Source organism: Blautia sp. MSK20_18, from assembly GCF_020553125.1.
Lineage (GTDB): Bacteria > Bacillota > Clostridia > Lachnospirales > Lachnospiraceae > Blautia_A > Blautia_A fusiformis.
On sequence record NZ_JAJCGR010000021.1, the window covers coordinates 22269 to 46732 of the forward strand.

The following is a 24464-nucleotide window of genomic DNA, read 5'->3' on the forward strand; positions in this document are numbered from 1 at the left end:
GACGTCCGGGAGACGGAGCTCGTGTATGTCCGGAGAAGACAGTTCTGCCGCAAAAAAGAAAAGTGAGGAAGAATCAATATGGCACAGTTATGGGGAGGCCGTTTTACAAAAGAAACGGACAAGCTGGTTTACAATTTTAACGCATCCATTTCCTTTGATCAAAAATTTTACAGACAGGATATCCGTGGAAGCAAGGCACATGTTGCCATGCTTGCAAAACAGGGGATCCTGACAGAGGAAGAAAAGGAGCAGATCACAGAAGGACTGGACGGTATCCTTGCAGACGTGGAAGCAGGCAAGCTGGAGATCACAGCGGAGTATGAGGATATCCACAGCTTCGTGGAGGCAAACCTGATCGACCGTATCGGAGATGCCGGAAAGAAGCTTCACACAGGAAGAAGCCGTAATGACCAGGTAGCTCTGGATATGAAGCTTTATGTCCGCGACGAGATCGATGAGACAGATAAGGAGCTGAAGGACCTTCTTCTTGCCCTGCAGAAGATCATGGAAGAGAATGTTCACACCTACATGCCGGGATTTACCCACCTTCAGAAGGCACAGCCGGTAACTCTGGCACACCATGTAGGCGCATATTTTGAGATGTTCCGCAGAGACCGTGACAGACTTTTTGATATCCGTAAGAGAATGAATACCTGTCCGCTTGGAGCGGGAGCACTGGCAGGAACCACTTATCCGCTGGATCGTGCCTATACTGCAGAGCTTCTCGGCTTTGATGCACCAACCAGAAACAGTATGGATTCCGTATCTGACAGAGATTATGTCATCGAGCTTCTCAGTGCATTTTCTACGATCATGATGCATCTGAGCCGTTTTTCCGAGGAGATCATTCTGTGGAATTCCAATGAGTACCGTTTCGTTGAGATCGATGACGCATACAGCACAGGCAGCAGTATCATGCCGCAGAAGAAGAATCCGGATATCGCAGAGCTTGTCCGTGGAAAAACAGGCCGTGTTTACGGAGCGCTGACATCTATTCTCACAACCATGAAGGGAATCCCGCTTGCATACAACAAAGATATGCAGGAAGACAAGGAGCTGACCTTTGATGCCATTGACACCGTAAAGGGCTGTATCGCCCTGTTTACCGGCATGGTTTCCACTATGCAGTTCAACAAAGCCAACATGGAGGCAAGTGCAAAGAGAGGCTTTACAAACGCCACAGACGCAGCAGATTATCTGGTTAACCACGGTGTACCGTTCCGTGATGCTCATGGCATCGTCGGAAGACTGGTCCTTCTCTGTCTGGATAAGGGAATCTCTCTGGATGAGCTTCCGCTTTCCGAGTACAAAGAGATCAGTCCTGTGTTTGAGGAGGACATCTATGAAGCCATCAGTATGAAGACCTGCGTGGAAAAACGTGTGACTCTGGGAGCGCCGGGACCGGACGTGATGGAGCAGGTGATTGCTCAGAATAAAGAGTATCTTGAAAAAAATTAAGATAATGCTTGCATTTTAGGAAAAATTGGTATAGTATTTACAGAAAAGACAAATGTGTGCCATGGAGGGACACAAGATGAGGAGAGTTTTATTATGAGTGAAAAGCTTAAAGTCGGTATTTTAGGTGCAACTGGAATGGTTGGTCAGAGATTCATTTCTCTTCTGGAGAATCACCCGTGGTTTGAGGTGGTTACTGTAGCGGCAAGCCCGAGAAGCGCAGGCAAGACCTACGAGGAGGCTGTAGGCGGCAGATGGAAAATGGATACTCCGATGCCGGAGGCAGTAAAGAAGCTGGTTGTTATGGATATCCACGAGGTTGAGAAGGTTGCAGCTACGGTTGACTTTGTATTTTCCGCAGTTGATATGACTAAGGATGAGATCAAGGCGATCGAGGAAGAATATGCAAAGACAGAGACACCGGTTGTGTCCAACAACAGCGCACACCGCTGGACACCGGACGTTCCGATGGTAGTTCCGGAAATCAATCCGGAGCACTTCGAGGTTATCGAATTCCAGAAGAAACGTCTCGGAACAAAACGCGGCTTTGTAGCTGTTAAACCGAACTGCTCTATCCAGAGTTACGCTCCGGTACTTACCGCATGGAAAGAGTTCGAGCCGTATGAAGTAGTTGCCACTACATACCAGGCTATTTCCGGAGCAGGAAAAACCTTCAAGGACTGGCCGGAGATGGAGCACAACATCATTCCGTACATCGGTGGTGAGGAAGAGAAGAGTGAGAAGGAGCCGTTAAGACTCTGGGGCAAGATCGAGGACGGCGTGATCGTTCCAGCTACCACACCTGTCATCACATGCCAGTGTGTACGTGTTCCGGTCCTCAACGGACATACAGCAGCTGTATTCGTTAAATTCCGCAAGAAACCTACCAAAGAGCAGCTGATCCAGAAGCTGGTTGAGTTTAAGGGACTTCCGCAGGAGCTTGAGCTTCCAAGCGCTCCGAAGCAGTTCATCCAGTATCTTGAGGAGGACAACCGTCCGCAGGTACAGATGGATGTAAACTATGAGAATGGAATGGGAGTATCTGTAGGACGTCTTCGTGAGGATACTGTTTATGATTACAAGTTCATCGGACTTTCCCATAACACAGTAAGAGGTGCCGCAGGCGGAGCAGTTCTCTGTGCAGAAACTCTGAAAGCGAAAGGATATATCCAGGCTAAATAAGAACTGGATCCTTTACATGAAATAAAGAAAATCATCAGAAACGGGATATCGGTTTTTCCGGTGTCCTGTTTTTGCGTATGTGGAAGGAACAAAGGAGATATGCGCAGAAAAGTAATTACTACAGTTGTGACATTTTCCACAACCACGGCTGCCATGAAAATGGAAAGAACGGCCAAGGAATCTGAATTTCCGGGAAGGCTGATCCCGATCCCTTCAGAGATCAGTGCCCAGTGCGGACTGGCATGGAAATGCGTGGAGCAATCAGAGGAGGAAACAGAAAATTTCCTGAAAAAAAAGGAACTGGCCTGGGATGGCATCTATCGTGTTCTGGTATAAAACGGATATTGTTTGTTGTATGTAACAAAACGGAAATTTTTGAAAATTTTCGCATTTTCATTGTGGAATAATTGGTAAAGTGTTACAATATAACAAGCAGATTTCCGGAAAGCGTGTTACTGTGAACAAAGAAGCAGTAACAAAGTGCCACGCTTGCTAAAAATATGTGGAGGTGCTATTTATGAACAGGGAGGATGTAGAGAAACTGTCAACCGCTGCGAAGGGTAAGATAAACTTACTGAACAGCAATTTCGGAAAATACTTTATGCGGGCAATCATGGCCGGATTTTTTATTGATGTGGCGATGATCTACAGTAACGTTGTTGGAAATGTATTTTCCAAGACATTCCCGGAATGGGGGAAATTCCTTGGAGCCATCGTGTTCTCCATTGCGGTCCTGCTGATCGTAATGGTAGGAGGAGAGCTGTTTACCGGTAACAATCTGGTAATGGCTTTTGGTGCGTATGACAAGAGCGTATCATGGAAAGATGTTGGAAAGGTCTGGGGAATCAGTTACATCGGCAATTTTGTGGGCTGCCTGATCCTGGCACTGATCTTTGTAGGTGCCGGAGCGTCCGGTACAGCAGATTATTTTGCCGGATTTATAAACGGAAAACTGAGTATTCCGGCAGGTCAGATGTTTTTCCGTGCGGTACTTTGTAATTTCTTCGTCTGTCTTGCTGTTCTCTGCGGCATTAAGCTGAAGAGTGAGTCAGGCAAGTTCCTGATGATCGTGATCTGTATTTCAGGTTTCGTTGTCAGCGGATTTGAGCATTGTATTGCAAATATGGGTATTTTTACAGTTGCATTCTGTATGGTGCCAGGATTGTCTGTCGGCGCTATGCTTAAAAGCATGGTGATCGTAACACTGGGAAATATAGTTGGCGGAGCTGTGCTTCTGGCATGGCCGCTTAGAAAGATGAGTGCAGATAAATAGTATGGCAAAGGCTTTATACATAGCGGAGAAGCCCAGCGTGGCACAGGAATTTGCGAAGGCTTTGAAGATCAACGGTCAGAGAAAAGACGGATATCTGGAATCTGATGATTCTGTGGTAACCTGGTGTGTAGGACACCTGGTTACCATGAGCTATCCCGAAAAATATGATATCAAGTTTAAAAGGTGGAGTTTTGATACCCTGCCTTTTTTGCCGCGCGAATTTAAATATGAAGTGATCCCCGGGGTCAAAAAGCAGTTCGAGATCGTAAAAGGACTGCTGAACCGGCCGGATGTGGATACCATTTATGTGTGTACCGACTCCGGACGTGAGGGTGAATATATCTACCGTCTGGTAGCCCAGATGGCAGGAGTAAAGGGGAAAGTCCAGAAACGTGTGTGGATCGATTCCCAGACAGAGGAAGAGATCTTAAGAGGGATCCGTGAAGCGAAGGATATCTCGGAGTATGATAATCTGGCAGCATCTGCGTATCTCCGCGCAAAGGAAGATTATCTTATGGGAATCAATTTTTCCAGAGTTCTGACCTTGCGCTACGGAAGCAGTGTCACCAATTATCTCCATTCCAAATATCAGGCCATTGCAGTTGGGCGTGTGATGACCTGTGTTCTTGGCATGGTGGTGCGGAGAGAACGGGAGATCCGTGTCTTTGTGAAGACACCGTTTTACCGTGTCCTTGGCAGCATTGGACTTGCAGGCGAAAATTTTGACGGTGAATGGAGAGCTGTGGAAGGCAGCCGGTATTTCCAGTCCCCGTATCTTTATAAAGAAAACGGCTTCAGGAAAAAAGAGCATGCACAGATGCTGATCGATCAGCTGATGGTGAACCAGCCCCTTTCCTGTATTGTGGAAAAGGTGGAACGAAAAAAAGAAAACAAAAATCCGCCGCTTCTTTTTAACCTGGCGGAGCTTCAGAATGTGTGCTCAAAGCTGTTTAAGATCAGTCCGGACGAGACACTCCGGATCGTACAGGAGCTTTATGAGAAGAAGTTGGTGACTTATCCGAGAACGGATGCCAGAGTTCTTTCCACGGCAGTGGCCAAGGAGATATACAAGAATATTTCCGGTCTTCGAAATTATCAGCAGGCCGGTGCTGCGGCGGCAGAGGTTTTGGGGATGGAATCCTGGAAAAGCATTGCAAAGACCAGATATGTGAATGACAAGCAGATCACAGACCATTACGCGATCATTCCTACCGGTCAGGGACTGAACGCGCTGGGAAGTGTGTCTCTTACTGCACAGCGTGTGTACGAGACCATTGTACGGAGATTTTTGTGTATTTTTTATCCGCCGGCCGTTTATCAGAAGGTGAGTCTTGTGACGAAGCTGGACGGCGAGGCATTCTTTTCATCCTTTAAGGTTCTCAAAGAAGAAGGCTATCTGAAGATCGTCACGAATTCTTTTTCGCGGAAAAGGGCTTCAGACAGTGAGAAAAACGGAAATGGAGAGGAAGACGAGGTTTCCTGTGATACTGTGCTCCTGGAGGCGTTGCAGAAGCTGAAAAAGGGTGATATACTTCCTGTGAACGGTTTGAGTATCAAGGAGGGTGAGACTTCACCGCCCAAACGATACAATTCCGGTTCCATGATCCTTGCCATGGAAAATGCAGGACAGCTGATCGAGGATGAGGAGCTTCGAGCCCAGATCAAGGGAAGCGGGATCGGCACCAGTGCTACCCGTGCCGAGATCCTGAAGAAGCTTTTTAACATCAAATATCTGGCACTGAACAAAAAGACCCAGGTGATCACTCCAACGCTTCTTGGGGAAATGATCTTTGATGTGGTAAATTGTTCTATCCGGCAGCTTCTGAACCCGGAGCTTACGGCAAGCTGGGAAAAGGGGCTCACCTATGTGGCAGAGGGCAGCATCACGGAACAGGAATATATGGACAAACTGGAGCATTTTGTGCGGGTACGTACCCGGCAGGTGGAGGCAAGCAATTATCAGTATAACCTGCGGCAGTTTTTTGATGCGGCCGCTGTAAACTACAGGAAGCCGGAGCGAGCTTCCAGACAGGGAGGAAAGAGATCATCATGATGAAAGATTTTACTATCAGCAATATGCTGGATCTGAATGAGACCATTGCAGCAGAGCTTTTTGAGGGAAAAACCTATCCGTGGGAGGTTCTTCCGGAGATCGGAGATTTCATTATCAAGCTGGGAAAAACACTGGATCCTTCTGAATATGAGGAGAAGGGCGAAAATGTATGGATCGCAAGATCCGCTACAGTTGCGCCGACTGCAAGTATCACCGGACCGGCTATCATTGGCAGAGACGCCGAGGTGCGCCACTGTGCATTTATCCGCGGCAAGGCTATCGTTGGTGAGGGCGCAGTTGTGGGAAATTCCACAGAGCTTAAGAATGCAGTGCTGTTTAACAAGGTTCAGGTTCCTCATTATAATTATGTTGGAGATGCTGTGCTGGGATATAAGTCCCACATGGGTGCCGGATCGATCTGTTCCAACGTAAAATCAGACAAGAAGCTGGTTGTCGTAAAAGACGGGGATGAAAAGATCGAAACCGGTCTTAAGAAATTCGGAGCGATGCTCGGAGATCATGTTGAAGTCGGATGCGGTTCTGTGCTGAATCCCGGTACTGTGATCGGACGGAATTCCAATATTTACCCGCTGTCACCGGTACGTGGATGTGTTCCGGCGGATTCCATTTATAAAAATGCAAAAGAGATCGTAAAGAAAAAATAAGAAACAGATTCTTCTGGACACGCATTTAGGCTGCACTTTTGAGAAAGTGCAGCTTTTTTTTGATGGGGTGATGGATGCAACAGTATTGGTCGTGGAAGGATGAAACGACCGGGAGCGGGCGGGATTAAGATAAAAACAAAAGCTGTCGAAGTATGACCAGTCCCATAATATGGACTGGGTAAAACCAGTAAAAGAAATATTTTGCTGATTTTCCGCGGATGAAGCCTCTTTTTCCATTGTACAGGTTAATGGACAGAAAGGCAAAGGAGGCTCTCCATTCATAGTAAAGCCAGCAGCTTCCGAGGATTGCCTGGCCTGGCTTATCGTTTCGCATATAGTACATGATCAGCAGGAAGATATACCCCCGCCATCCATAGTCTGCTTTCAGAAAAATGGAAATGACAAGCAGTCCCAGGATGCAGAGAAGCTGCATCGAAGGTCTGGTCTGGAAATATTCGATGGCACAAAAGGCCAGATATCCGAGGAAAAGCGTGAAAAACACATTTTGTCTTTCGTAACGCAGCGTATTTGTAAACATCAGATTCCACGGAATTTCTGAGAGCAGCGCAAAAAGAAGGAGATTTCTTCCATAGAGGAACCGGCTCCGTGTATGACGGAAGCCTTCCAGCAGGAGAAAACAGAAGATGGGAAAAGCAGCTCTTCCGATATCGCGGAAAATAAGATATACAGTATATTCTCTGCCGAAAAGTGTAAACAGGATTTTCTGTGCAGGCTGATACATACTGAGCAGCACAGCTCCGATATGATCGATCAGCATGGTGATGACCGCGATCATCTTCAGAGCGCTTCCGCTGAGAATGCGGTATTTTTCTGGAAAAACAGAATCCACAGATGCATTCATGAAAAATATACCTCCAGGGTTAAACTTGCTAATATATTATCACATACATACAGCAGTTGCCAGAAATATTTGACAGTTAGGCATGCAATACTGCCGGAATAACTACCAATATTATGCGTTTTATGGCAAAATTTTATTAAATATGACTGGACGAAACAAAGGTTTTGTGAGAAAATAGCGATAGGGTGTTATCGAACTTTTTTTCTCAATAACATCGGTCAATCTATACTTGAAAGGAGTTTTAAAATGATTTATTCACGCGAAGTAGAAGAAATGTGTCCAGTGGCACAGGGCGTACATCATGGTGCCGCTCCGATCCCGGAAGAAGCAAAATGGGTTCAGGCAAAAGAAGTAAAGGATATCTCCGGATTTACACACGGTGTTGGCTGGTGTGCTCCGCAGCAGGGTGCTTGCAAGCTTTCCCTTAACGTTAAAGAGGGAATCATCCAGGAGGCACTTGTTGAGACAATCGGATGTTCAGGAATGACTCATTCTGCAGCTATGGCTTCTGAGATCCTTCCAGGACTTACCGTTATGGAGGCGCTGAACACAGACCTTGTATGTGATGCAATCAATACAGCTATGAGAGAGCTTTTCCTTCAGATCGTTTACGGACGTTCCCAGTCTGCATTCTCCGAGGACGGACTTGCAGTAGGCGCTGGTCTTGAGGACCTTGGAAAAGGACTTCGTTCTCAGGTTGGTACAATGTATGGAACTCTGAAAAAAGGACCTCGTTACCTTGAGATGGCTGAGGGTTATGTTACAGGTATCGCTCTTGATGAGAACGATGAGATCATCGGATATCAGTTCGTAAGCCTTGGAAAAATGACTGACTTCATTAAGAAAGGTGATGACCCGAACACAGCATGGGAGAAAGCAAAAGGTCAGTACGGCCGTGTTGCAGATGCTGTTAAGATCATCGACCCAAGAAAAGAGTAATTACACTTCGTAAGGTGAAAATATCAGGAGGTTACAGGAAATGGCTTTATTTGAATCATATGAGAGACGAATTGACAAGATCAATTCTGTTTTAAACAGCTATGGAATCGCTTCTATCGAAGAAGCTGAGAAAATCACTAAAGACGCAGGACTGAACGTTTACGATCAGATCAAAGGCATTCAGCCGATCTGCTTCGAGAACGCTTGCTGGGCTTACACAGTAGGTGCAGCTATCGCGATCAAAAAAGGCTGCAGAAGAGCCGCTGATGCAGCAGCAGCTATCGGAGAAGGCCTTCAGGCTTTCTGTATCCCGGGATCCGTTGCAGACACACGTAAAGTAGGTCTTGGACATGGAAACCTTGGAAAGATGCTCCTTGAGGAAGAGACAGACTGCTTCTGTTTCCTTGCAGGACATGAGTCTTTTGCAGCAGCTGAGGGTGCGATCGGTATCGCTGAGAAAGCAAACAAGGTTCGTAAAAAACCTCTTCGTGTTATCCTGAATGGTCTTGGAAAAGATGCTGCTCAGATCATCTCCCGTATCAACGGCTTTACATATGTAGAGACAGAGTATGATCCATATAAGAACGAGGTTAAGGAAGTATTCCGTAAATCCTATTCTGAGGGACTTCGTGCAAAGGTTAACTGCTACGGCGCTAACAGCGTTCCGGAAGGTGTTGCGATCATGTGGAAAGAGGGCGTTGACGTTTCCATCACAGGAAACTCCACAAACCCGACTCGTTTCCAGCATCCGGTAGCAGGAACATACAAAAAAGAGTGCAACGAGAAAGGCAAAAAATACTTCTCCGTTGCTTCCGGCGGTGGTACAGGACGTACACTTCATCCGGACAACATGGCAGCAGGTCCTGCTTCCTACGGTATGACTGATACACTTGGACGTATGCATTCTGACGCTCAGTTCGCAGGATCTTCTTCCGTACCGGCTCACGTAGAGATGATGGGTCTTATCGGCGCTGGAAACAACCCGATGGTTGGTATGACAGTTGCTGTAGCTGTTTCCGTACAGGAAGCTGCTGACGCTGGCAAGTTCTGATTTCAGATAACGAAAAATAGTGGGAAAGGCTGTAAACCTTAGGGTTTATGGCCTTTTTCTTTTTGAATCGGAATAGAACAAAATATTTTCAAAAAGTGCGAAAAAACAGCAATAGCGAACACGTAGCTAACATTTTTGGGGAATTTATGAAATATTTTTTGGAGAAATTCATAAAATAAATCAAAGCGGCAGGGGAGATATTGAGAATATTTATGGAAGCGCTTGTGGATTATATTAAACCGGAATTGCTGATCACAGCGATCGCTTTGTATTTTATGGGGATCGCACTGAAGGAGGCTCAGGCTGTGAAGGACAAATATATTCCGCTGATATTGGGGTGTGCAGGAATCCTTATATGCGGAATTTATGTTTTTGCTACCTGTTCCTGTAAAAATGCACAGGATATTGCAATGGCAGTATTTACATCCACAACACAGGGAGTCCTGGTGGCGGGGCTTTCTACATATGTGAACCAGCTGATCAAACAGCTGGAAAAAGATGAATAATGGATTTTGTAAGGTAGTTTCAGATACATGCAGCAGCTGCAGGAATTTATGCGCCAGAAGAAAGCCTTTCAGAACAGGATGCAGGTAATTTGCGGAAATGCCATAATTGAGAGTAGGAGAAAATATATCATAAAAAGGAAGGATACATCATGCATGAGCAGATGCATCCTTCCTTTTTGAATTGGTTATTTATGCATTTTTCAGTGCCTGATCCAGATCCTTGATAATATCATTCACATTTTCGATACCAATGGAAAGACGGATCATTCCGGGAGAAACTCCTGCTTCAACCAGCTGCTCGTCGTTCATCTGACGGTGGGTATGGCTGGCTGGGTGAAGGACCATAGTGATGGAAGCAGCAACATGAGTTGCGATGGTGGCAAGCTTCAGACTGTCCATAAAACGGACTGCTGCATCACGGCCACCGGTCAGTTCAAAGGAGATAACGCCGCAGGTATGACCATCCTTCATATATTTCTGAGCCAGTGCGTGATATTTATCCTCCGGAAGTCCTGCGTAATTTACATGAGAAACCTTTTCGTGTGCGTTCAGGTATTCTGCAATCTTCTGGGCGTTGGAGCAATGGCGTTCAACACGCAGCGGAAGCGTTTCCAGACCGAGGTTCAGAAGGAAGCAATTCATCGGAGACGGAATAGAGCCCAAATCACGCATCAGCTGGGAAGTAGCCTTAGTGATGTAAGCTTTTTTTCCGAACTGCTTTGTATAGATAACGCCGTGATAGGATTCATCCGGCTCTGTCAGGCCGTGATATTTATGGCCGTAGGCATCCCAGTCGAAGTTACCACTGTCGACAATGGCGCCGCCTACCTGAACGGCATGTCCGTCCATATATTTGGTGGTGGAGTGGGTAACGATATCTGCACCCCACTCGAAGGGACGGCAGTTTACCGGTGTGGCAAAGGTGTTATCCACAATAAGAGGCACGCCGTTCTGGTGTGCAACGTGTGCAAATTTCTCGATGTCCAGGACGACCAGAGCCGGATTGGCGATAGTTTCTGCAAAGAGAACCTTTGTGTTCGGTTTGAATGCGGCAGCGATCTCTTCTTCTGTTGCATCGGTATCAACAAAGGTGCAGTCAATGCCAAGTTTCTTGAAGGTGACGGCAAGAAGGTTGAAGGTTCCTCCGTAAATGGTAGAAGCGGCAACAACGTGATCGCCTGCCTCACAGATATTAAATACTGCGTAGAAGTTGGCTGCCTGTCCGGAAGAAGTCAGGATTGCAGCAACACCGCCTTCCAGATCTGCGATCTTTGCGGCTACGGCATCGTTAGTCGGGTTCTGGAGACGGGTGTAAAAATATCCGTCTGCCTTCAGATCAAATAACTGGCCCATTTCGTCGGTGGTGTCATATTTGTAAGTGGTGCTCTGATAGACAGGAAGTGCACAGGGCTCGCCTTTGGATGGGGTATAGCCGGAGTGGATACATTTAGTCTCTAAATTATAGTCGCTCATAGGGATAAGTCCTTTCTGCTGTGTTTTTCGTATGAATTTAACCGAATCAGGGAAGTTTGCCTGCGTTTCAGGGATTTCTGAGAGAAGCTTTTATCCTTAAAGTTCGGTTAAATAAAGTATGAAAAATGCATTTGTGTATTTTGAATAAAACTACATATAAGTATAACTCTTTATGTGTTGAAATACAATAATATTCTACATAAACTCTACTAGGGTATAAGGGAAATGAAATATTGCGTTCTGGTGCACATAATAAAACGCTATATGAACAACGTTTGTAATAAGCATAGTAAGTCATTTTATAGATGCAAAAATGTGAGTGAATGCCGAAAAAATACTGTAAAACAAACAAAATATGTGAATGAAGTAACAAATAGTGAAAATCGCATAAAAACAAAATGGAATTTTTGTACAAAAAAGACATTGCGTTCACGTGCACAAAATGATAATATAACATCATCAAAAAGAACACAAAAACAGAAAACAATAAAAAATGAACGGAGGAATTTAAAATGTTAAGAGTAGGAGTTATCGGATGCGGCGGAATGGGAAGAGATCATATCAGAAGACTGACAGAGAAGATCCAGGGAGCAGAAGTAGTAGCTGTTTCCGATGTATTTGAGGAAAGTGCCAGGAAAGCAGCCGAGATCTGCGGAGCAAAAGTCTATGCAGACAGTAAGGAGCTCATCAATGCAGAGAACGTAGATGCAGTATTTATCGTATCTCCGGGCTTCGCACATGTAGATTCTCTTCTTCAGGCGATCGAGGCCGGTAAGAGGATTTTCTGTGAGAAACCATTATGTACAACTGCTGAGGACTGCCTGAAAGTAGTAAAGGCAGAGGAGGCAGCCGGCAAACATCTCATCCAGCTTGGATTTATGAGACGCTATGACAAGGGATATCAGCAGATCAAGGAAGCACTTGCAACCGGAGAATACGGCGAGCCGCTGATCCTTCACTGTACACACAGAAATCCGGAGGTAGGTACCAATTACAATACACCAATGGCTGTGCACGATACCGCAATCCATGAGATCGATGTCCTTCACTGGCTTGTAGATGATGAGTATGAATCAGCACAGGTAGTAATGCCAAAAGTGACGAAATATTCCCACTCTGAGCTGAAGGATCCGCAGATCATGATGCTCCGTACTAAAAAAGGTGTATGCATTGATGTAGAAGTATTTGTAAACTGCAAGTTTGGATATGACATCAACTGTGAAGTTGTATGTGAGGACGGTGCACTGAAAATGGCACAGCCGGCTTATCCGTCTATCCGCAAGAATGCGGCAGTGTCCACTGCTATTGACACAGACTGCTTCGTAAGATTTAAAGACGCTTATGATAAAGAGGTTCAGGACTGGGTTGATAACGCAGAGGCAGGAGTGATCACAGGACCGAATGCATGGGATGGATACCTGGCAGCGATCACAGCAGATGCTCTTGTAAAAGCGCAGGAAACCGGACAGATCGAGAAAATCGTTTCAGCAGTTGAGAAGCCGGAATTTTATAAATAAATATATTTTACGAGCTCCACCTCATCAAGTGTGAGTTATCATACCAACTTATTGCTACAGACTTCCCCAATGAGTCTGCGGCGGCAGTTACCGGCAGGATCCGATTCCGCTTCGGCTTTGTTGAAACTGCAGTGGAAAACCTGCCGGTGAGATTAACCGGAAAAATTGGCTGAAAAGTAAAAACATATGGAGGGTATTGAAGATGAAATTAGGATTTAATGAAGCAACTGCACTGGAATGTAAAGGACAGTCTCTTATGGCAGACCTGGAGATGTGCGAGAAATATGGTTTTGATTATATTGAGATCCGCTTTGACTGCGTAAAGGACTATCTCAAAGAGCATACACTGGAAGAACTTGCAGACTGGTTTAAGAATCATCATCTGAAACCATGGGCATACAACACTCTGATCTTCTTTAACCAGAGAGATGAGGCAGGGGAAAAAGAGATTGACGAAGAAGTTGATTTTATCCTGAAGGTTTCCAAAGCGATCGGAATGAAAATGCTGATCACCGTTCCAAGCTTTGATGTAAAAGACAAATCTGTCAGTGAGATCAAAGAAGAAGCAGTTGCACGTCTTCGTTATCTTTCCGATAAGGTTGGCGCGGATATGAAGATCTCCTTGGAGTTCTGTGGTGCACCGAACTGCTCCATCAACCAGTTTGGAACAGCCTATGATGTGGTAAAAGCAGTAGACAGAGATAATGTAGGCGTTACCGTGGATACCTTCCATTTCCATGAGATGTGCTCCCGCCTTGAGGACCTGAGAGCTGCTGATGGCAAGAAGATTTTTGCATACCATTTAAATGACTGTGAGGATCTTCCGCTTGGCTCCTGCGGAGACGACAAGAGACTGTGGCCGGGTGAGGGTGTTGTAGATCATGCAGGAATCGCAGCTGCACTGAAGGAGATTGGTTTTGATGGCGTTTGCACCATCGAAGAGTTCCGTCCGGAGTACTATGCAATGAGCCATGAGGACAACGTGAAAAAGGCTGCGGAAGTTACCAGAGACTTTGTGCAGAAATATTTCGGATAATTCATTCAGAAAGGTCCGACCTTAAACCGATAGGAGGTAGATACTATGGCTGGTAAGGGAATCCCTGAATTGTTGAATTACAAGCAGAAGGGGAAAGACTTGAATGAATTCATCAAGGTTCCGTTGTCGGAAAAGCTGGCATACTGTTTTGGTGATCCGGCACTGACCTTGATGTATACCATGACTACAACTCTGCTGATCTATTTTTATACCAACGTTGTTGGAATATCAGCAGGTGCGGTAGGAATGATCATGCTTTTGTCCCGTGTTTTTGATGGATTTTCCGATGTGCTGATGGGAACTATTATCGACCGGACTCATTCCAAGTATGGAAAAGCCAGGATCTGGATCTTAAGACTTGCGGTTCCTTATGCGCTGGCAGCGGTGCTTTTGTTCACCATGCCGCCAATGGGAAATATGGGAAAGATCATCTATGCTTTTGTTACCTATAATATCATGAATACGGTTGTATACACTGCTATCAGCCAGCCATTCCATGCACTGGGATCTCTGATGAGCCGTGACCGTCGTGAACGTGATGTGATCTGTAACATCCGCATGGTATTGTCGATCACAGCAAGTATGATCATTACTGCGTTCACACTGCCGCTGATCAATATCGTAGCGAATATTACCGGCAATCAGCAGATGGCCTGGATCCTGGTAACTGCCGGCTATGCGATCATTTCTGTCGGTGTACTTGTGAATACTTATATTGTCTGTACAGAGCGTGTTTCTGCAGCAAAACAGGAAAAGGAAGATATTCCTTTTGTGGAAGCATTTAAAGCAACCGTTACCAACCGGTATTTCCTTATCGCTCTGGGGCTGATGATCTTTTATACCGCATATCAGATTATTATCGGAACGGACCTTACCTATTACTGCCAGTATGTACTCGGAAATGTAGACCTCGTCATGCCTCTTTCCGCAGCTGAGAAACTGGCAACTGTGGCAGGAATTGCCCTTTTGCCGAAGGTGCTTCCCCGCTATGGAAAAAGAAATCTCATCTGTGTCGGCTGCATCCTGGGCGTTGCAGGACAGCTTCTGTTCCTGATGAATATTACCAGTGTTTCGCTTGGTGTTGTAACCTGTATCATGAGAGGTATCGGAATCGCCCCATTCTATGGTGTGCAGTATTCTCTTCCAAGCGATGCTATTGAGTATGGCCAGTGGAAAACAGGCAAGCGTGTGGAGGGTCTGATGTTCTCATCTATGAGCATGGGTCAGAAAGCCGGTTCCGGACTGACTTCTGCTATTATGGGAGGAATTCTTTCGGCGGCATACTTTGACGGAACAAAGGCGACAGCGGCAGAGCAGTCTGCAGAGGCAATCCGCGTGATCAAGGGATTTTATCTGTATGTTCCGATAGCAATCTGGGTAGTGATGTTTGTGATCGCAGCATGCTACCAGCTGGACAAAGTTTATGACAAAATGATGCGTGAACTGATCCAGCGAGAATCGGGAGAGGAAAGCGTCTCTGTGCCGGGCGAGATTCAGTCCATGCCGTTACCGGAAGCTTCCGGAAACCGGATCAACGTGGCAATTGGAAGACTGTATGGCAGCAGTGGAAGAAAGATTGCCGAGGATGTTGCAAAAGCACTGGACTGCAAGGTTTATGATCGTCAGATCATCTGTCTTATGGCAGAAAAGTTCGGTATGGAAAAAGCAGATCTGGAAAGTGTAAGGCAGTATCTGGATTCCTACAATTATGAGGATTCTGAGCTTACATTTTCCCCGTATGGACATTCATCGGCAGGTGCGGCAGCAGATTATACAGGTGTTCAGATGTTTGAGGTGCAGAGCCGGATCATCCGTGAGCTTTCTGAGAGAAGACCAGGTGTATTCCTGGGAAGATGTGCCAACTATGTGCTTCGTGGAGAGCCACATGCATACAGCTTTTTCGTTTATGCAGATGATGCTTACCGGGAAAAAGAGGGCCAGGAATATTATAAAGGCCAGTCTCTTGGAGAACTGGAGAAACGTGATCAGATCCGAAATGAATACTATGAGAAGTTTACCGGAATCCGCAGAGACGATCCCCATTATTACGATATGGTGATCAATGTATCCAAAACAGGTGCAGCCGGAGCGGCCAGCCTGATCCTGGATTATATCCGGAATAAAGAAGAGGAAAAAGGAGGGAATGCATCATGAAGATCGCATTTGACGTAGATGTTCTTGCAAAACAGATGGATATCAACCGTATGGTCCATCAGGTGGCGGACTGGGGATATAAATATATTGAACAGTCTCCGCATCCGAGGATCAATCCGTTCTATAAGCATCCACTGTTTTCAAAAGAATGTGAACAGGAATACAGACAGGCTCTTAAAGAGACTGGCGTTGAGATTTCGTCCTTTATCGTGGTGTATCGCTGGTCTGGTCCGACGGAGGAACAGAGACAGTTTGCAGTTGCAAACTGGAAACGGATGATCCAGATCGCCGGAGATATGGGAGTGAAGGTTATCAATACAGAGCTTTCGGGTGATCCGAACCAGCAGGAGATCTGCAATGGAATGTGGTTTAGATCCATGGAGGAATTGCTTCCGCTGATCGAGCGTGAGGGTATCCGTGTGGAGATCCAGTCTCATCCTTATGATTTCTGTGAGCTGAATAATGAGACCTGTGATATGGTGAAATCCTTCCGTTCTCCAAACCTTGGTTATGTGTATTCTTCTCCTCACGGCTTCTTCTACGATGAGGGCAAAGGAGATGTGCGGTCCATGCTGAAATATGCGGGAGATGAACTGACCCATGTACTTTTTGCGGATACCTTTAACCAGACCATGGACTGCAGATACATTTTAAATCCACCGTGGCTGAATGGCCGTGGAAAAGCGGATGTGACGGTACATCAGCATCTTGCAATGGGTGAGGGTGATGTGGATTTTGATGGTATTTTTGAAATATTGAGAGAAATGGATTTTGCCAGCAAGCAGCTGAAACCGAATGCACCGAAAGCCGGCGGCGATAACATTGCCTGCGTTTCCATGTTTGGTTTTCCGGAAAAGATGGATAAGCAGGCACCGGAAGCAAGAGAGCGGATTGAGAGAGAACTGCTGGGAAAATGATCGGGTAATCGCGGCAGATCAGAAGGAAAACTGCAATAAATGAGCAGCTGACAGTACGCAGAATGGCGAATAAGAATAATAAAATAAGGAATGCGTGCAGAAACACGGTTTCCAGGATGAAAGTTTCATTGTGGAAACCGTGTTTTTTGATGTCTTTCTTTACAAAAAAACTTTATATATATCAAACAACTGTCTTGTCACATGTAAAGGACTGTGGTATTATGTGTAAGATGTTTTGAAAAAAGTTACATGATAATAAAAAAGCAGATCAGAAGCATCTGCATAATAAAGACTAGTACAGTGAAAATTAAGTTTCTGCTATATTGACGCAGGATGATTTCTTCATCTGCAAGGCGGAGGAATGAGGCGTAGCGGTGGCTACAACGATTGACGACAACGCAGCAGATGAAAAATCAGACAAGTCAATATGGCGGTTACTTAATATTTGCTGTACTAGAAAGCAAAAGCAGGAACTCAAAAAAGAAATCCTGCAGGAAAGGTGAAAGATAATGACAGTTGCAGAAGAAATCCAGAAATTAAAAAAAGAAAAAGATGCCATCATCCTTGCACACTACTACGTGCGTCCCGAAGTACAGGATGTAGCTGATTATATAGGAGATTCCTTTTATCTCAGCAAGATCGCAGCTAGTGCGAAAGAGAAGACAATCGTGTTCTGTGGAGTAGGATTTATGGGAGAGAGCGCGAAGATCTTAAGTCCGGATAAAACTGTTCTGATGCCTGCCATGGATGCAGACTGTCCGATGGCTCATATGGCAACAGAAGAAGGCATCCGCAAGGTGCGAGAGGAATATGACGATGTGGCAGTTGTCTGTTACATTAATTCCACAGCAGCATTGAAGGAGCTTTCTGATGTATGTGTTACTTCCGCAAATGCAGTAAAGATCGTAAAAGCGCTTCCGAACAAAAACATCTTTTTTATCCCGGACAGAAATCTTGCACATTTTATTGCAGAACAGGTTCCTGAGAAGAACTTTATTTATAATGAAGGTTTCTGTATTGTCCATGAATTTATGGATCCGGAAGAAGTAAAAGCAGCAAAAGAAGCGCACCCGGATGCACTGGTTCTGGCACATCCGGAATGTCCTCAGACAGTTCTGAAACAGGCTGATTACATCGGAAGCACATCTGGAATCATCAAATATGCACAGGAAAGTGACAATAAAGAGTTTATCATCTGCACAGAATGTGGCGTTCAGTATAAGCTGGAAACTACATGCCCGGATAAAAAATTCTACTTCACAGAAACCGTACCGATCTGCAAAAACATGAAAAAAGTATTTCTGGAAAAAGTTCTCCACGTTCTGAAAACCGGGGAGAATGAGGTTCATGTAACAGACGAGACACGTGAAAACGCGAAGAGACCGCTGGAGCGGATGCTGGAACTGGCAAAATAAATAAAACACATTTGTATAAAAGATTTGTCTGAGTTGGCTGAAAAGAGAAATCAAGACAGAGAGGCGAAAAGCAATGAGAATTAAAACAGACGTAGTGATCGTGGGAACAGGTGTTGCAGGTATGTTCAGTGCCTTGAAGCTTCCGCGGGACAAAAAGATCGTGATCATCACAAAAGAGGATATGAGGAGTAGTGATTCTTTCCTGGCGCAGGGGGGAATCTGTGTGCTTCGTGATGAAAACGATTACGACAGCTATTTTGAAGATACCATGAAGGCAGGACATTACGAAAACAGAAAAGAGTCGGTAGACATTATGATCCGAGGCTCCAGAGACATCATTAATGACCTTGTCGGATATGGTGTGGATTTCAAGATGGATGGAGATGATTTTGCCTATACAAGAGAAGGTGCACATTCCAGACCGAGGATCCTTTATCATGAGGATATCACAGGAAAAGAAATTTCCGAAAAACTGCTCCAGCAAGTCCTGAAGCTTGAAAATGTAACAATTCTGGAATATACTACCATGCAGGATATTCTTGTGGAAAACGGCAAATGTACAGGTCTGAAGGTAGTTTCCGCAGAAGCGAACAGGGCACGTCTTGAAGCTATGGAAGCCGGAAAAGCAGTGAAAACCCAGGAAGAGATCCAGCCTGGCGGAGAAATCCCGGTAGAGATTTATGCACAGGATACGATCCTGGCCAGCGGCGGGATCGGAGGAAGATATGCGCATTCCACCAACTATCCGCATCTTACAGGGGATGCTCTTGATATTGCAAAAAAACACAATGTGCGTCTGGAACATCTGGATTATGTGCAGATCCATCCGACAACGCTGTATTCCAAGAAACCGGGCCGCAGATTCCTGATCTCAGAATCGGTTCGAGGAGAAGGTGCAGTACTTTATAACAGCAAAAAAGAGCGTTTTGTCAATGAACTTCTTCCAAGAGATGTAGTAACAAATGCGATCCGGGAAGAAATGAAAAAAGAAGGAACAGACCATGTATGGCTTTCCATGGAGAATATTGATAAAGATACGATCCTGAATCATTTTCCGAATATTTATCAGAGGTGTCTGGAAGAAGGCTATGATGTGACAAAAGAATGCATCCCTGTTGTTCCTGCTCAGCATTATTTCATGGGCGGTATCTGGGTGGATTCTAACAGCAAGACCAGCATGGACCAGCTTTATGCAGTGGGAGAAACCAGCTGCAACGGTGTACATGGCGCGAACAGACTGGCAAGTAATTCCCTGCTGGAGAGCCTTGTATTTGCAAAACGTGCAGCCAAAGCAATCTCAGCAGAAAAGAAAAGTGCTGCAGGTGCGGCATAAATGCAGCTGGAATATAAATATCCGTATTATGAAAGACAGGAGCAGCCTTGCTTTGGAGAACAGGGCTGCTGTGATAATTAAGAAAGAGAAGGTATTGTAAAATGAATAAGATCACAATGACACTTCAGGTAGATCACCTGATCCTGGAGGCTTTAAAGGAAGATATTTCAAGCGAAGACGTTACCACAAACTCTGTTATGAAAGAAGCAGTTCCGGGAGAGGTAGATCTGATCTGTAAAGAGGATGGAATCATTGCGGGACTGGAAATCTTCAGCCGTGTATTTACGCTTCTGGATGCTGACACAAAAGTGGAGCTGTTCTGCAAGGATGGCGATGAAGTAAAAAAAGGTCAGAAAATGGGAAAAGTTACAGGAGATATCCGGGTGCTTCTTTCCGGCGAGCGTGTGGCACTGAATTATCTTCAGAGAATGAGCGGGATCGCAACCTATACACATTCGGTTGCGTCACTTCTTGAAGGAACAGGGATCACATTGCTGGATACCAGAAAAACGACGCCGAATATGCGTATTTTTGAGAAATATGCTGTTCGTGTAGGTGGCGGACAGAACCACAGATATAATCTTTCAGATGGAGTTCTTTTGAAAGACAATCACATCGGAGCAGCAGGAAGCGTTGCGAATGCTGTAAAAATGGCGCAGGAGTACGCTCCTTTTGTCCGCAAGATCGAAGTTGAGGTAGAAACTCTTGATCAGGTAAAAGAAGCTGTTGAGGCCGGCGCAGATATCATCATGCTTGATAACATGACTCCGGAGATGATGAAAGAAGCGGTGCAGCTGATCGGCGGAAGAGCAAAAACTGAATGTTCTGGAAATGTTACAAAAGAAAACATTGCAAAGATCAGGGATGTTGGTGTAGACTATGTATCAAGTGGTGCATTAACGCATTCTGCACCGATCCTTGATATTTCGCTTAAGAATCTTCATCCGCTTTCCTGAAAAATGCAGGATTTTACAGAATACCGAGTGCTGTGACAGGAAATACCCCGAATATCAGAAAAGAAGCGTGAATTGCCGGAAGCAGAGGCATAGCAGGTGATGTCGGGCCGGGGTGGAGAGATCGCGAGAATGAAGGAGAGAGGTATCGGAACAAAAAGTACAGGCACAGCCAGGAAAGGGGAACTTAAATGACTGGTTCAGAACGCAGGACAGCGATCATGGATCAAATTAAAAACAGTGAACGGCCGGTCTCAGGAAGTGCTTTGGCCAGAACATTTCAGGTCAGCAGACAGGTGATCGTGCAGGATATTGCGCTGATACGCGCGGAGGGGAATGATGTGATCTCCACCAATAGAGGGTATATTTTTACTGCTCCCCATACTGTGAGTCGGATATTCAAGGTGCATCATACAGATGCGGATCTGGAGAACGAGCTCTGCGGGATTGTGGATCTTGGCGGAAAAGTGATCAACGTAATGGTGAATCACAGAGTTTACGGACATATCGAGGCAGAACTGAATATCAGTTCCAGACGCCAGGTTGAGAATTTTATGGAGGATATCCGAAGCGGCAAGTCCAGTCCTCTGAAGAATATCACATCGGATTATCATTATCATAAAGTAGAAGCAGAATCCGAGGAAATCCTGGATATGATCCAGGATATGCTGAAACGGCGAGGATTTCTGATCGAAGCAGAATAGCAGAAGTCAGATACAAAAAGAAAAGATATACAGAATGAGAAAATTCTGTTAATATGAAAATATAGTGACCACGAAAATAGGAGAAGGAATCCTGCATGGCAGGGTTCCTTCTTGTACCCTGCGGAAATGTGCACCTTGTGGAAATGTGCAGACAGGGAAAACAGGATGCAGATATGAGGGTGAGAAAAAATACGGCTTGATATGCATGGAGGGGGAAATGGATTATCAGAGTATGTTTACATTTATGCTGGAGATGGCAGGAACTATTGCGTTTGCTGCTTCCGGAGCTATGGTGGGGGCGCAGAGAGGAATGGATATTTTCGGGGTCTGCGTTCTTGGAGTGGTGACTGCAGTGGGCGGAGGAGCTACCAGGGATATTATCCTGGGAATCGTGCCGCCGGGAATGTTTCAGGATCCGCTGTATACCATTGTGGCAACCGTGACGTCCTGTATTGTATTTGCAGTAATGTACTGGAAGCAGGAGCTTTTGGAAGGCGGGAACCGGCTGGTCTATGATAAGGTGATGCTGGTGATGGATACGGTTGGCCTTGGTGTGTTTACTGTCATGGGGGTTGATAAGGGGATTTCCCAGGGGTATATGGAAAGAACATTTTTTCTTGTATTTCTTGGGACTGTCACAGGAGTTGGAGGCGGCCTTATCCGTGATATGATGGCAGGAGTACCGCCATATATTTTTGTGCGCCATATTTATGCCTGTGCGTCTATTGTAGGGGCCATTGCCTGTGTTTGGATATACAGGCTGTGGGGCGGAGTGCCGGCCATGGTGATCGGAACGGTAGTAGTGATCCTGATCCGGTACCTGGCGGCACATTACCGGTGGAATCTGCCGAGACTGAGAAGAGAATAAAAAAGATATGAAAAGCTCCGGAACATTTAAGGAATAATGTTCCGGAGCTTTTTGGCTTTTATTTGGTTTATATTGCGTAGAAGATTTTATCTGTTCCTCTCATAAGAGAATCATGCGTCTGTATCCTGCAGAGCCAGGAAGCCTTCCTCGCCGGTACGGATCTTGACAACGTTTTCGATATCGTAAACGAAGACCTTACCATCACCGATCTGACCGGTATGAAGAACTTCTTTGGCAGTATCAATAACCTTCTGAACCGGTACAAGACTTACAACGATCTCGATCTTAACCTTCGGACGGAGGTTCATGTCGACTTCAACACCACGATAGTAGGTTGGAGCACCCTTCTGAACACCACAGCCCATAACGTTTGTGATAGTGATACCGGTTACGCCGATCTCGTTCATAGCCTGCATAAACTCATCTAGCTTGTTCTGACGTGTGATGATAACAACCTTTGTCAGTTTGTGTACGCCGTCTGCAGGAATTTCAGGAACAGATTCAGCAGGAGCAGAAGGAGCATGTTTTACAACAGGGGCTTTTACGGAAGTTCCCATTGGAGTCGGAGCCTTTGTCATGGTATCCTGTACAAAGAATCCATCGTAAGCACTTGCGAGGCCATGCTCTTTCATATCCAGACCTGCGATCTCTTCCTCTGCGGAAACACGAAGACCGATGGTGTGTTTGATCACCTGGAAGATAATTGTCATAGTAACAGCAACCCATGCGATGGTGATAACCATACCAATAAACTGAACACCGAAGCCATGGAAACCACCGCCTGTGAGAAGACCTTTCCACTCGGTACCTGCACCGTCGGAGAAAAGACCGACAGCAAGAGTTCCGAAAGCACCGTTAAGACCGTGAACGCCAACAGCACCAACCGGGTCATCAATTTTGAGAACTTTATCAACAAATTCAATACCAAATACTACAATGAATCCGGAGAGGATTCCGATGATAGCTGCAGATGTAGGAGATACGGTATCACAGCCTGCTGTGATGGCTACCAGTCCTGCAAGAGAACCGTTCAGGGACATGGAAACATCCGGTTTTTTATAGCGGATCCATGTGATCAGCATAACTGTTACAGTAGCAACAGCAGCTGCAAGGTTTGTTGTTACGAAGATCTTTCCGGCGCTTACAATGGCATCGCCTTCCATGCTGACAGTAGATGCACCGTTGAAACCGAACCAGCAGAACCAGAGAATGAATACACCAAGTGCACCAACCGTAAGGTTATGTCCCGGGATTGCTCTGGATTTACCGGATTTGGAATATTTTCCGATACGAGGTCCGAGGATGATGGCACCGATCAGTGCAGCAACACCACCAACCATGTGAACGGCACAGGAACCTGCGAAATCATGAAATCCCATCTGGCTGATAAAGCCGCCGCCCCAAATCCAGTGACCGGATACCGGATATACAACGAGACTAATCAGTAAACTGTAGATACAGTAGGAGATGAATTTAGTACGCTCTGCCATGGCACCGGATACGATGGTAGCAGAAGTAGCACAGAATACAGTCTGGAAGATGAGAAATGCCCAGAAAGGAACTCCATCCGGAAGCATTGCGTTTCCGTAGTTTGCCTCTGAGGCGATTCCGCCGATCTTGCCGAAGAAACCGTTTCCTGCACCGAACATGATGCCAAATCCAACCAGCCAGAAGACCGGTGTACCGATACAGAAGTCCATCAGGTTTTTCATGATGATATTTCCAGCGTTTTTTGCTCTTGTGAATCCTGTTTCGACCATTGCAAATCCAGCCTGCATGAAGAAGACCAGTGCTGCACCGACGAGGACCCAAGTTGTGTTTACTGAAGAATACATAGTAACACTCCCTTTCCCAATTTTTTTCTTTCCTATTATGTATAGAAAGAATTTTTGTAATACCGGACAGAAAAAATAGATATAATTTATCCAGTATCAGTATAACGAAAAAGCGCAGGAGAGAGGAAATTCTCTTCCGCGCCTTTACGAAATCAAAATTAGTATATGTAAAACAGGGGATATCTGTATCGTGTGATTAATGGATGAGGAAATCGATAATGAATTATGAAGTAGAGTTCATAAGGGATATCCCCTGTATTTACCGTATGAAAT

Annotated in this window: 22 protein-coding genes; 19 read left to right on the forward strand and 3 right to left on the reverse strand. The window is 45.5% G+C overall.

The genetic code is table 11. From position 1 onward, the window contains the following. Nucleotides 1–78 precede the first annotated feature (78 nt). From argH to LI091_RS12075, 6 genes are all read left to right on the forward strand, one after another. The gene (gene argH, locus LI091_RS12050; protein WP_015525719.1) at nt 79–1458 is read left to right on the forward strand and encodes an argininosuccinate lyase; all 1380 of its coding nucleotides are present in this window, start codon (nt 79–81) and stop codon (nt 1456–1458) included. Between the two features lie 93 nt (nt 1459–1551). Then, entirely contained in the window at nt 1552–2637 is a 1086-nt protein-coding gene (gene asd, locus LI091_RS12055) for an aspartate-semialdehyde dehydrogenase (protein ID WP_015525720.1), read from the forward strand. A 99-nt stretch (nt 2638–2736) separates the two neighbouring features. Further along, nucleotides 2737–2973, forward strand: a complete 237-nt coding sequence (locus tag LI091_RS12060) for a DUF3343 domain-containing protein (protein ID WP_015525721.1) — start codon at nt 2737–2739, stop codon at nt 2971–2973. A 181-nt stretch (nt 2974–3154) separates the two neighbouring features. Further along, entirely contained in the window at nt 3155–3910 is a 756-nt protein-coding gene (locus LI091_RS12065; RefSeq protein ID WP_015525722.1) for a formate/nitrite transporter family protein, read from the forward strand. Nucleotide 3911: 1 nt separating this feature from the next. Then, entirely contained in the window at nt 3912–5963 is a 2052-nt protein-coding gene (locus LI091_RS12070) for a DNA topoisomerase (RefSeq protein ID WP_114001427.1), read from the forward strand. Further along, nucleotides 5960–6628 carry a transferase gene (locus tag LI091_RS12075; RefSeq protein ID WP_021651109.1) on the forward strand — a complete coding sequence of 223 codons (669 nt, stop codon included), beginning with the start codon at nt 5960–5962 and terminating at the stop codon, nt 6626–6628. The genes LI091_RS12070 and LI091_RS12075 overlap by 4 nt, the downstream gene beginning before the upstream one ends. Nucleotides 6629–6752: 124 nt before the next feature. Here LI091_RS12075 and LI091_RS12080 read toward each other — a convergent pair whose 3' ends face one another. Next, nucleotides 6753–7490, reverse strand: coding sequence for a TraX family protein (locus tag LI091_RS12080; protein ID WP_015525725.1), 738 nt, complete (start codon nt 7488–7490; stop codon nt 6753–6755). A 246-nt stretch (nt 7491–7736) separates the two neighbouring features. Between LI091_RS12080 and LI091_RS12085 the strand changes: the two genes are divergently transcribed. The 3 genes from LI091_RS12085 (at nt 7737) to LI091_RS12095 (ending at nt 9986) form a co-directional block, all read left to right on the forward strand. Next, nucleotides 7737–8429 carry an iron-sulfur cluster assembly scaffold protein gene (locus tag LI091_RS12085; protein WP_015525726.1) on the forward strand — a complete coding sequence of 231 codons (693 nt, stop codon included), beginning with the start codon at nt 7737–7739 and terminating at the stop codon, nt 8427–8429. A 40-nt stretch (nt 8430–8469) separates the two neighbouring features. Further along, a complete protein-coding gene (locus LI091_RS12090; protein WP_015525727.1) occupies nt 8470–9480 on the forward strand; it encodes a GGGtGRT protein in 1011 nt (336 codons plus the stop codon). A 212-nt stretch (nt 9481–9692) separates the two neighbouring features. Continuing rightward, nucleotides 9693–9986 (forward strand): phage holin family protein, encoded by a 294-nt coding sequence (locus LI091_RS12095; protein ID WP_059086307.1) that lies wholly within the window; start codon nt 9693–9695, stop codon nt 9984–9986. A gap of 189 nt (nt 9987–10175) precedes the next feature. Here the strand turns inward: LI091_RS12095 and LI091_RS12100 are convergent, their stop codons facing one another. Then, nucleotides 10176–11459 (reverse strand): O-acetylhomoserine aminocarboxypropyltransferase/cysteine synthase family protein, encoded by a 1284-nt coding sequence (locus LI091_RS12100; protein WP_265191187.1) that lies wholly within the window; start codon nt 11457–11459, stop codon nt 10176–10178. Between the two features lie 512 nt (nt 11460–11971). On the opposite strand from LI091_RS12100, the gene LI091_RS12105 reads away from it, so the two are divergent. The 10 genes from LI091_RS12105 to LI091_RS12150 all read left to right on the forward strand — a co-directional run bounded on the left by LI091_RS12105 (nt 11972) and on the right by LI091_RS12150 (nt 22356). Beyond that, nucleotides 11972–12976, forward strand: a complete 1005-nt coding sequence (locus LI091_RS12105) for a Gfo/Idh/MocA family protein (protein ID WP_015525730.1) — start codon at nt 11972–11974, stop codon at nt 12974–12976. A gap of 202 nt (nt 12977–13178) precedes the next feature. After that, nucleotides 13179–14012, forward strand: coding sequence for a sugar phosphate isomerase/epimerase family protein (locus LI091_RS12110; protein ID WP_021651116.1), 834 nt, complete (start codon nt 13179–13181; stop codon nt 14010–14012). A 45-nt stretch (nt 14013–14057) separates the two neighbouring features. After that, entirely contained in the window at nt 14058–16166 is a 2109-nt protein-coding gene (locus LI091_RS12115; RefSeq protein ID WP_265191188.1) for a cytidylate kinase family protein, read from the forward strand. Then, a complete protein-coding gene (locus tag LI091_RS12120; RefSeq protein ID WP_195634923.1) occupies nt 16163–17083 on the forward strand; it encodes a sugar phosphate isomerase/epimerase family protein in 921 nt (306 codons plus the stop codon). The genes LI091_RS12115 and LI091_RS12120 overlap by 4 nt, the downstream gene beginning before the upstream one ends. 374 nt (nt 17084–17457) lie before the next feature. Next, nucleotides 17458–17586, forward strand: coding sequence for a hypothetical protein (locus tag LI091_RS12125; protein ID WP_265191189.1), 129 nt, complete (start codon nt 17458–17460; stop codon nt 17584–17586). Nucleotides 17587–17592: 6 nt separating this feature from the next. Beyond that, complete coding sequence (gene nadA / locus LI091_RS12130; RefSeq protein WP_195634922.1) at nt 17593–18498, forward strand: quinolinate synthase NadA; 906 nt, start codon at nt 17593–17595, stop codon at nt 18496–18498. A gap of 73 nt (nt 18499–18571) precedes the next feature. After that, nucleotides 18572–19831: an FAD-binding protein gene (locus LI091_RS12135; RefSeq protein ID WP_195634921.1), complete on the forward strand. Its 1260-nt coding sequence runs from the start codon at nt 18572–18574 to the stop codon at nt 19829–19831. Nucleotides 19832–19932: 101 nt separating this feature from the next. After that, complete coding sequence (nadC, locus tag LI091_RS12140; protein ID WP_021651122.1) at nt 19933–20787, forward strand: carboxylating nicotinate-nucleotide diphosphorylase; 855 nt, start codon at nt 19933–19935, stop codon at nt 20785–20787. A 188-nt stretch (nt 20788–20975) separates the two neighbouring features. Continuing rightward, on the forward strand, nt 20976–21488 hold the full coding sequence (locus tag LI091_RS12145) for a transcription repressor NadR (RefSeq protein WP_021651124.1): 513 nt from the start codon (nt 20976–20978) through the stop codon (nt 21486–21488). 217 nt (nt 21489–21705) lie between these two features. Beyond that, nucleotides 21706–22356 (forward strand): trimeric intracellular cation channel family protein, encoded by a 651-nt coding sequence (locus tag LI091_RS12150; protein WP_022426741.1) that lies wholly within the window; start codon nt 21706–21708, stop codon nt 22354–22356. A gap of 110 nt (nt 22357–22466) precedes the next feature. Here the strand turns inward: LI091_RS12150 and LI091_RS12155 are convergent, their stop codons facing one another. After that, nucleotides 22467–24191 (reverse strand): ammonium transporter, encoded by a 1725-nt coding sequence (locus tag LI091_RS12155; RefSeq protein WP_022426742.1) that lies wholly within the window; start codon nt 24189–24191, stop codon nt 22467–22469. Between the last annotated feature and the right edge of the window lie 273 nt (nt 24192–24464).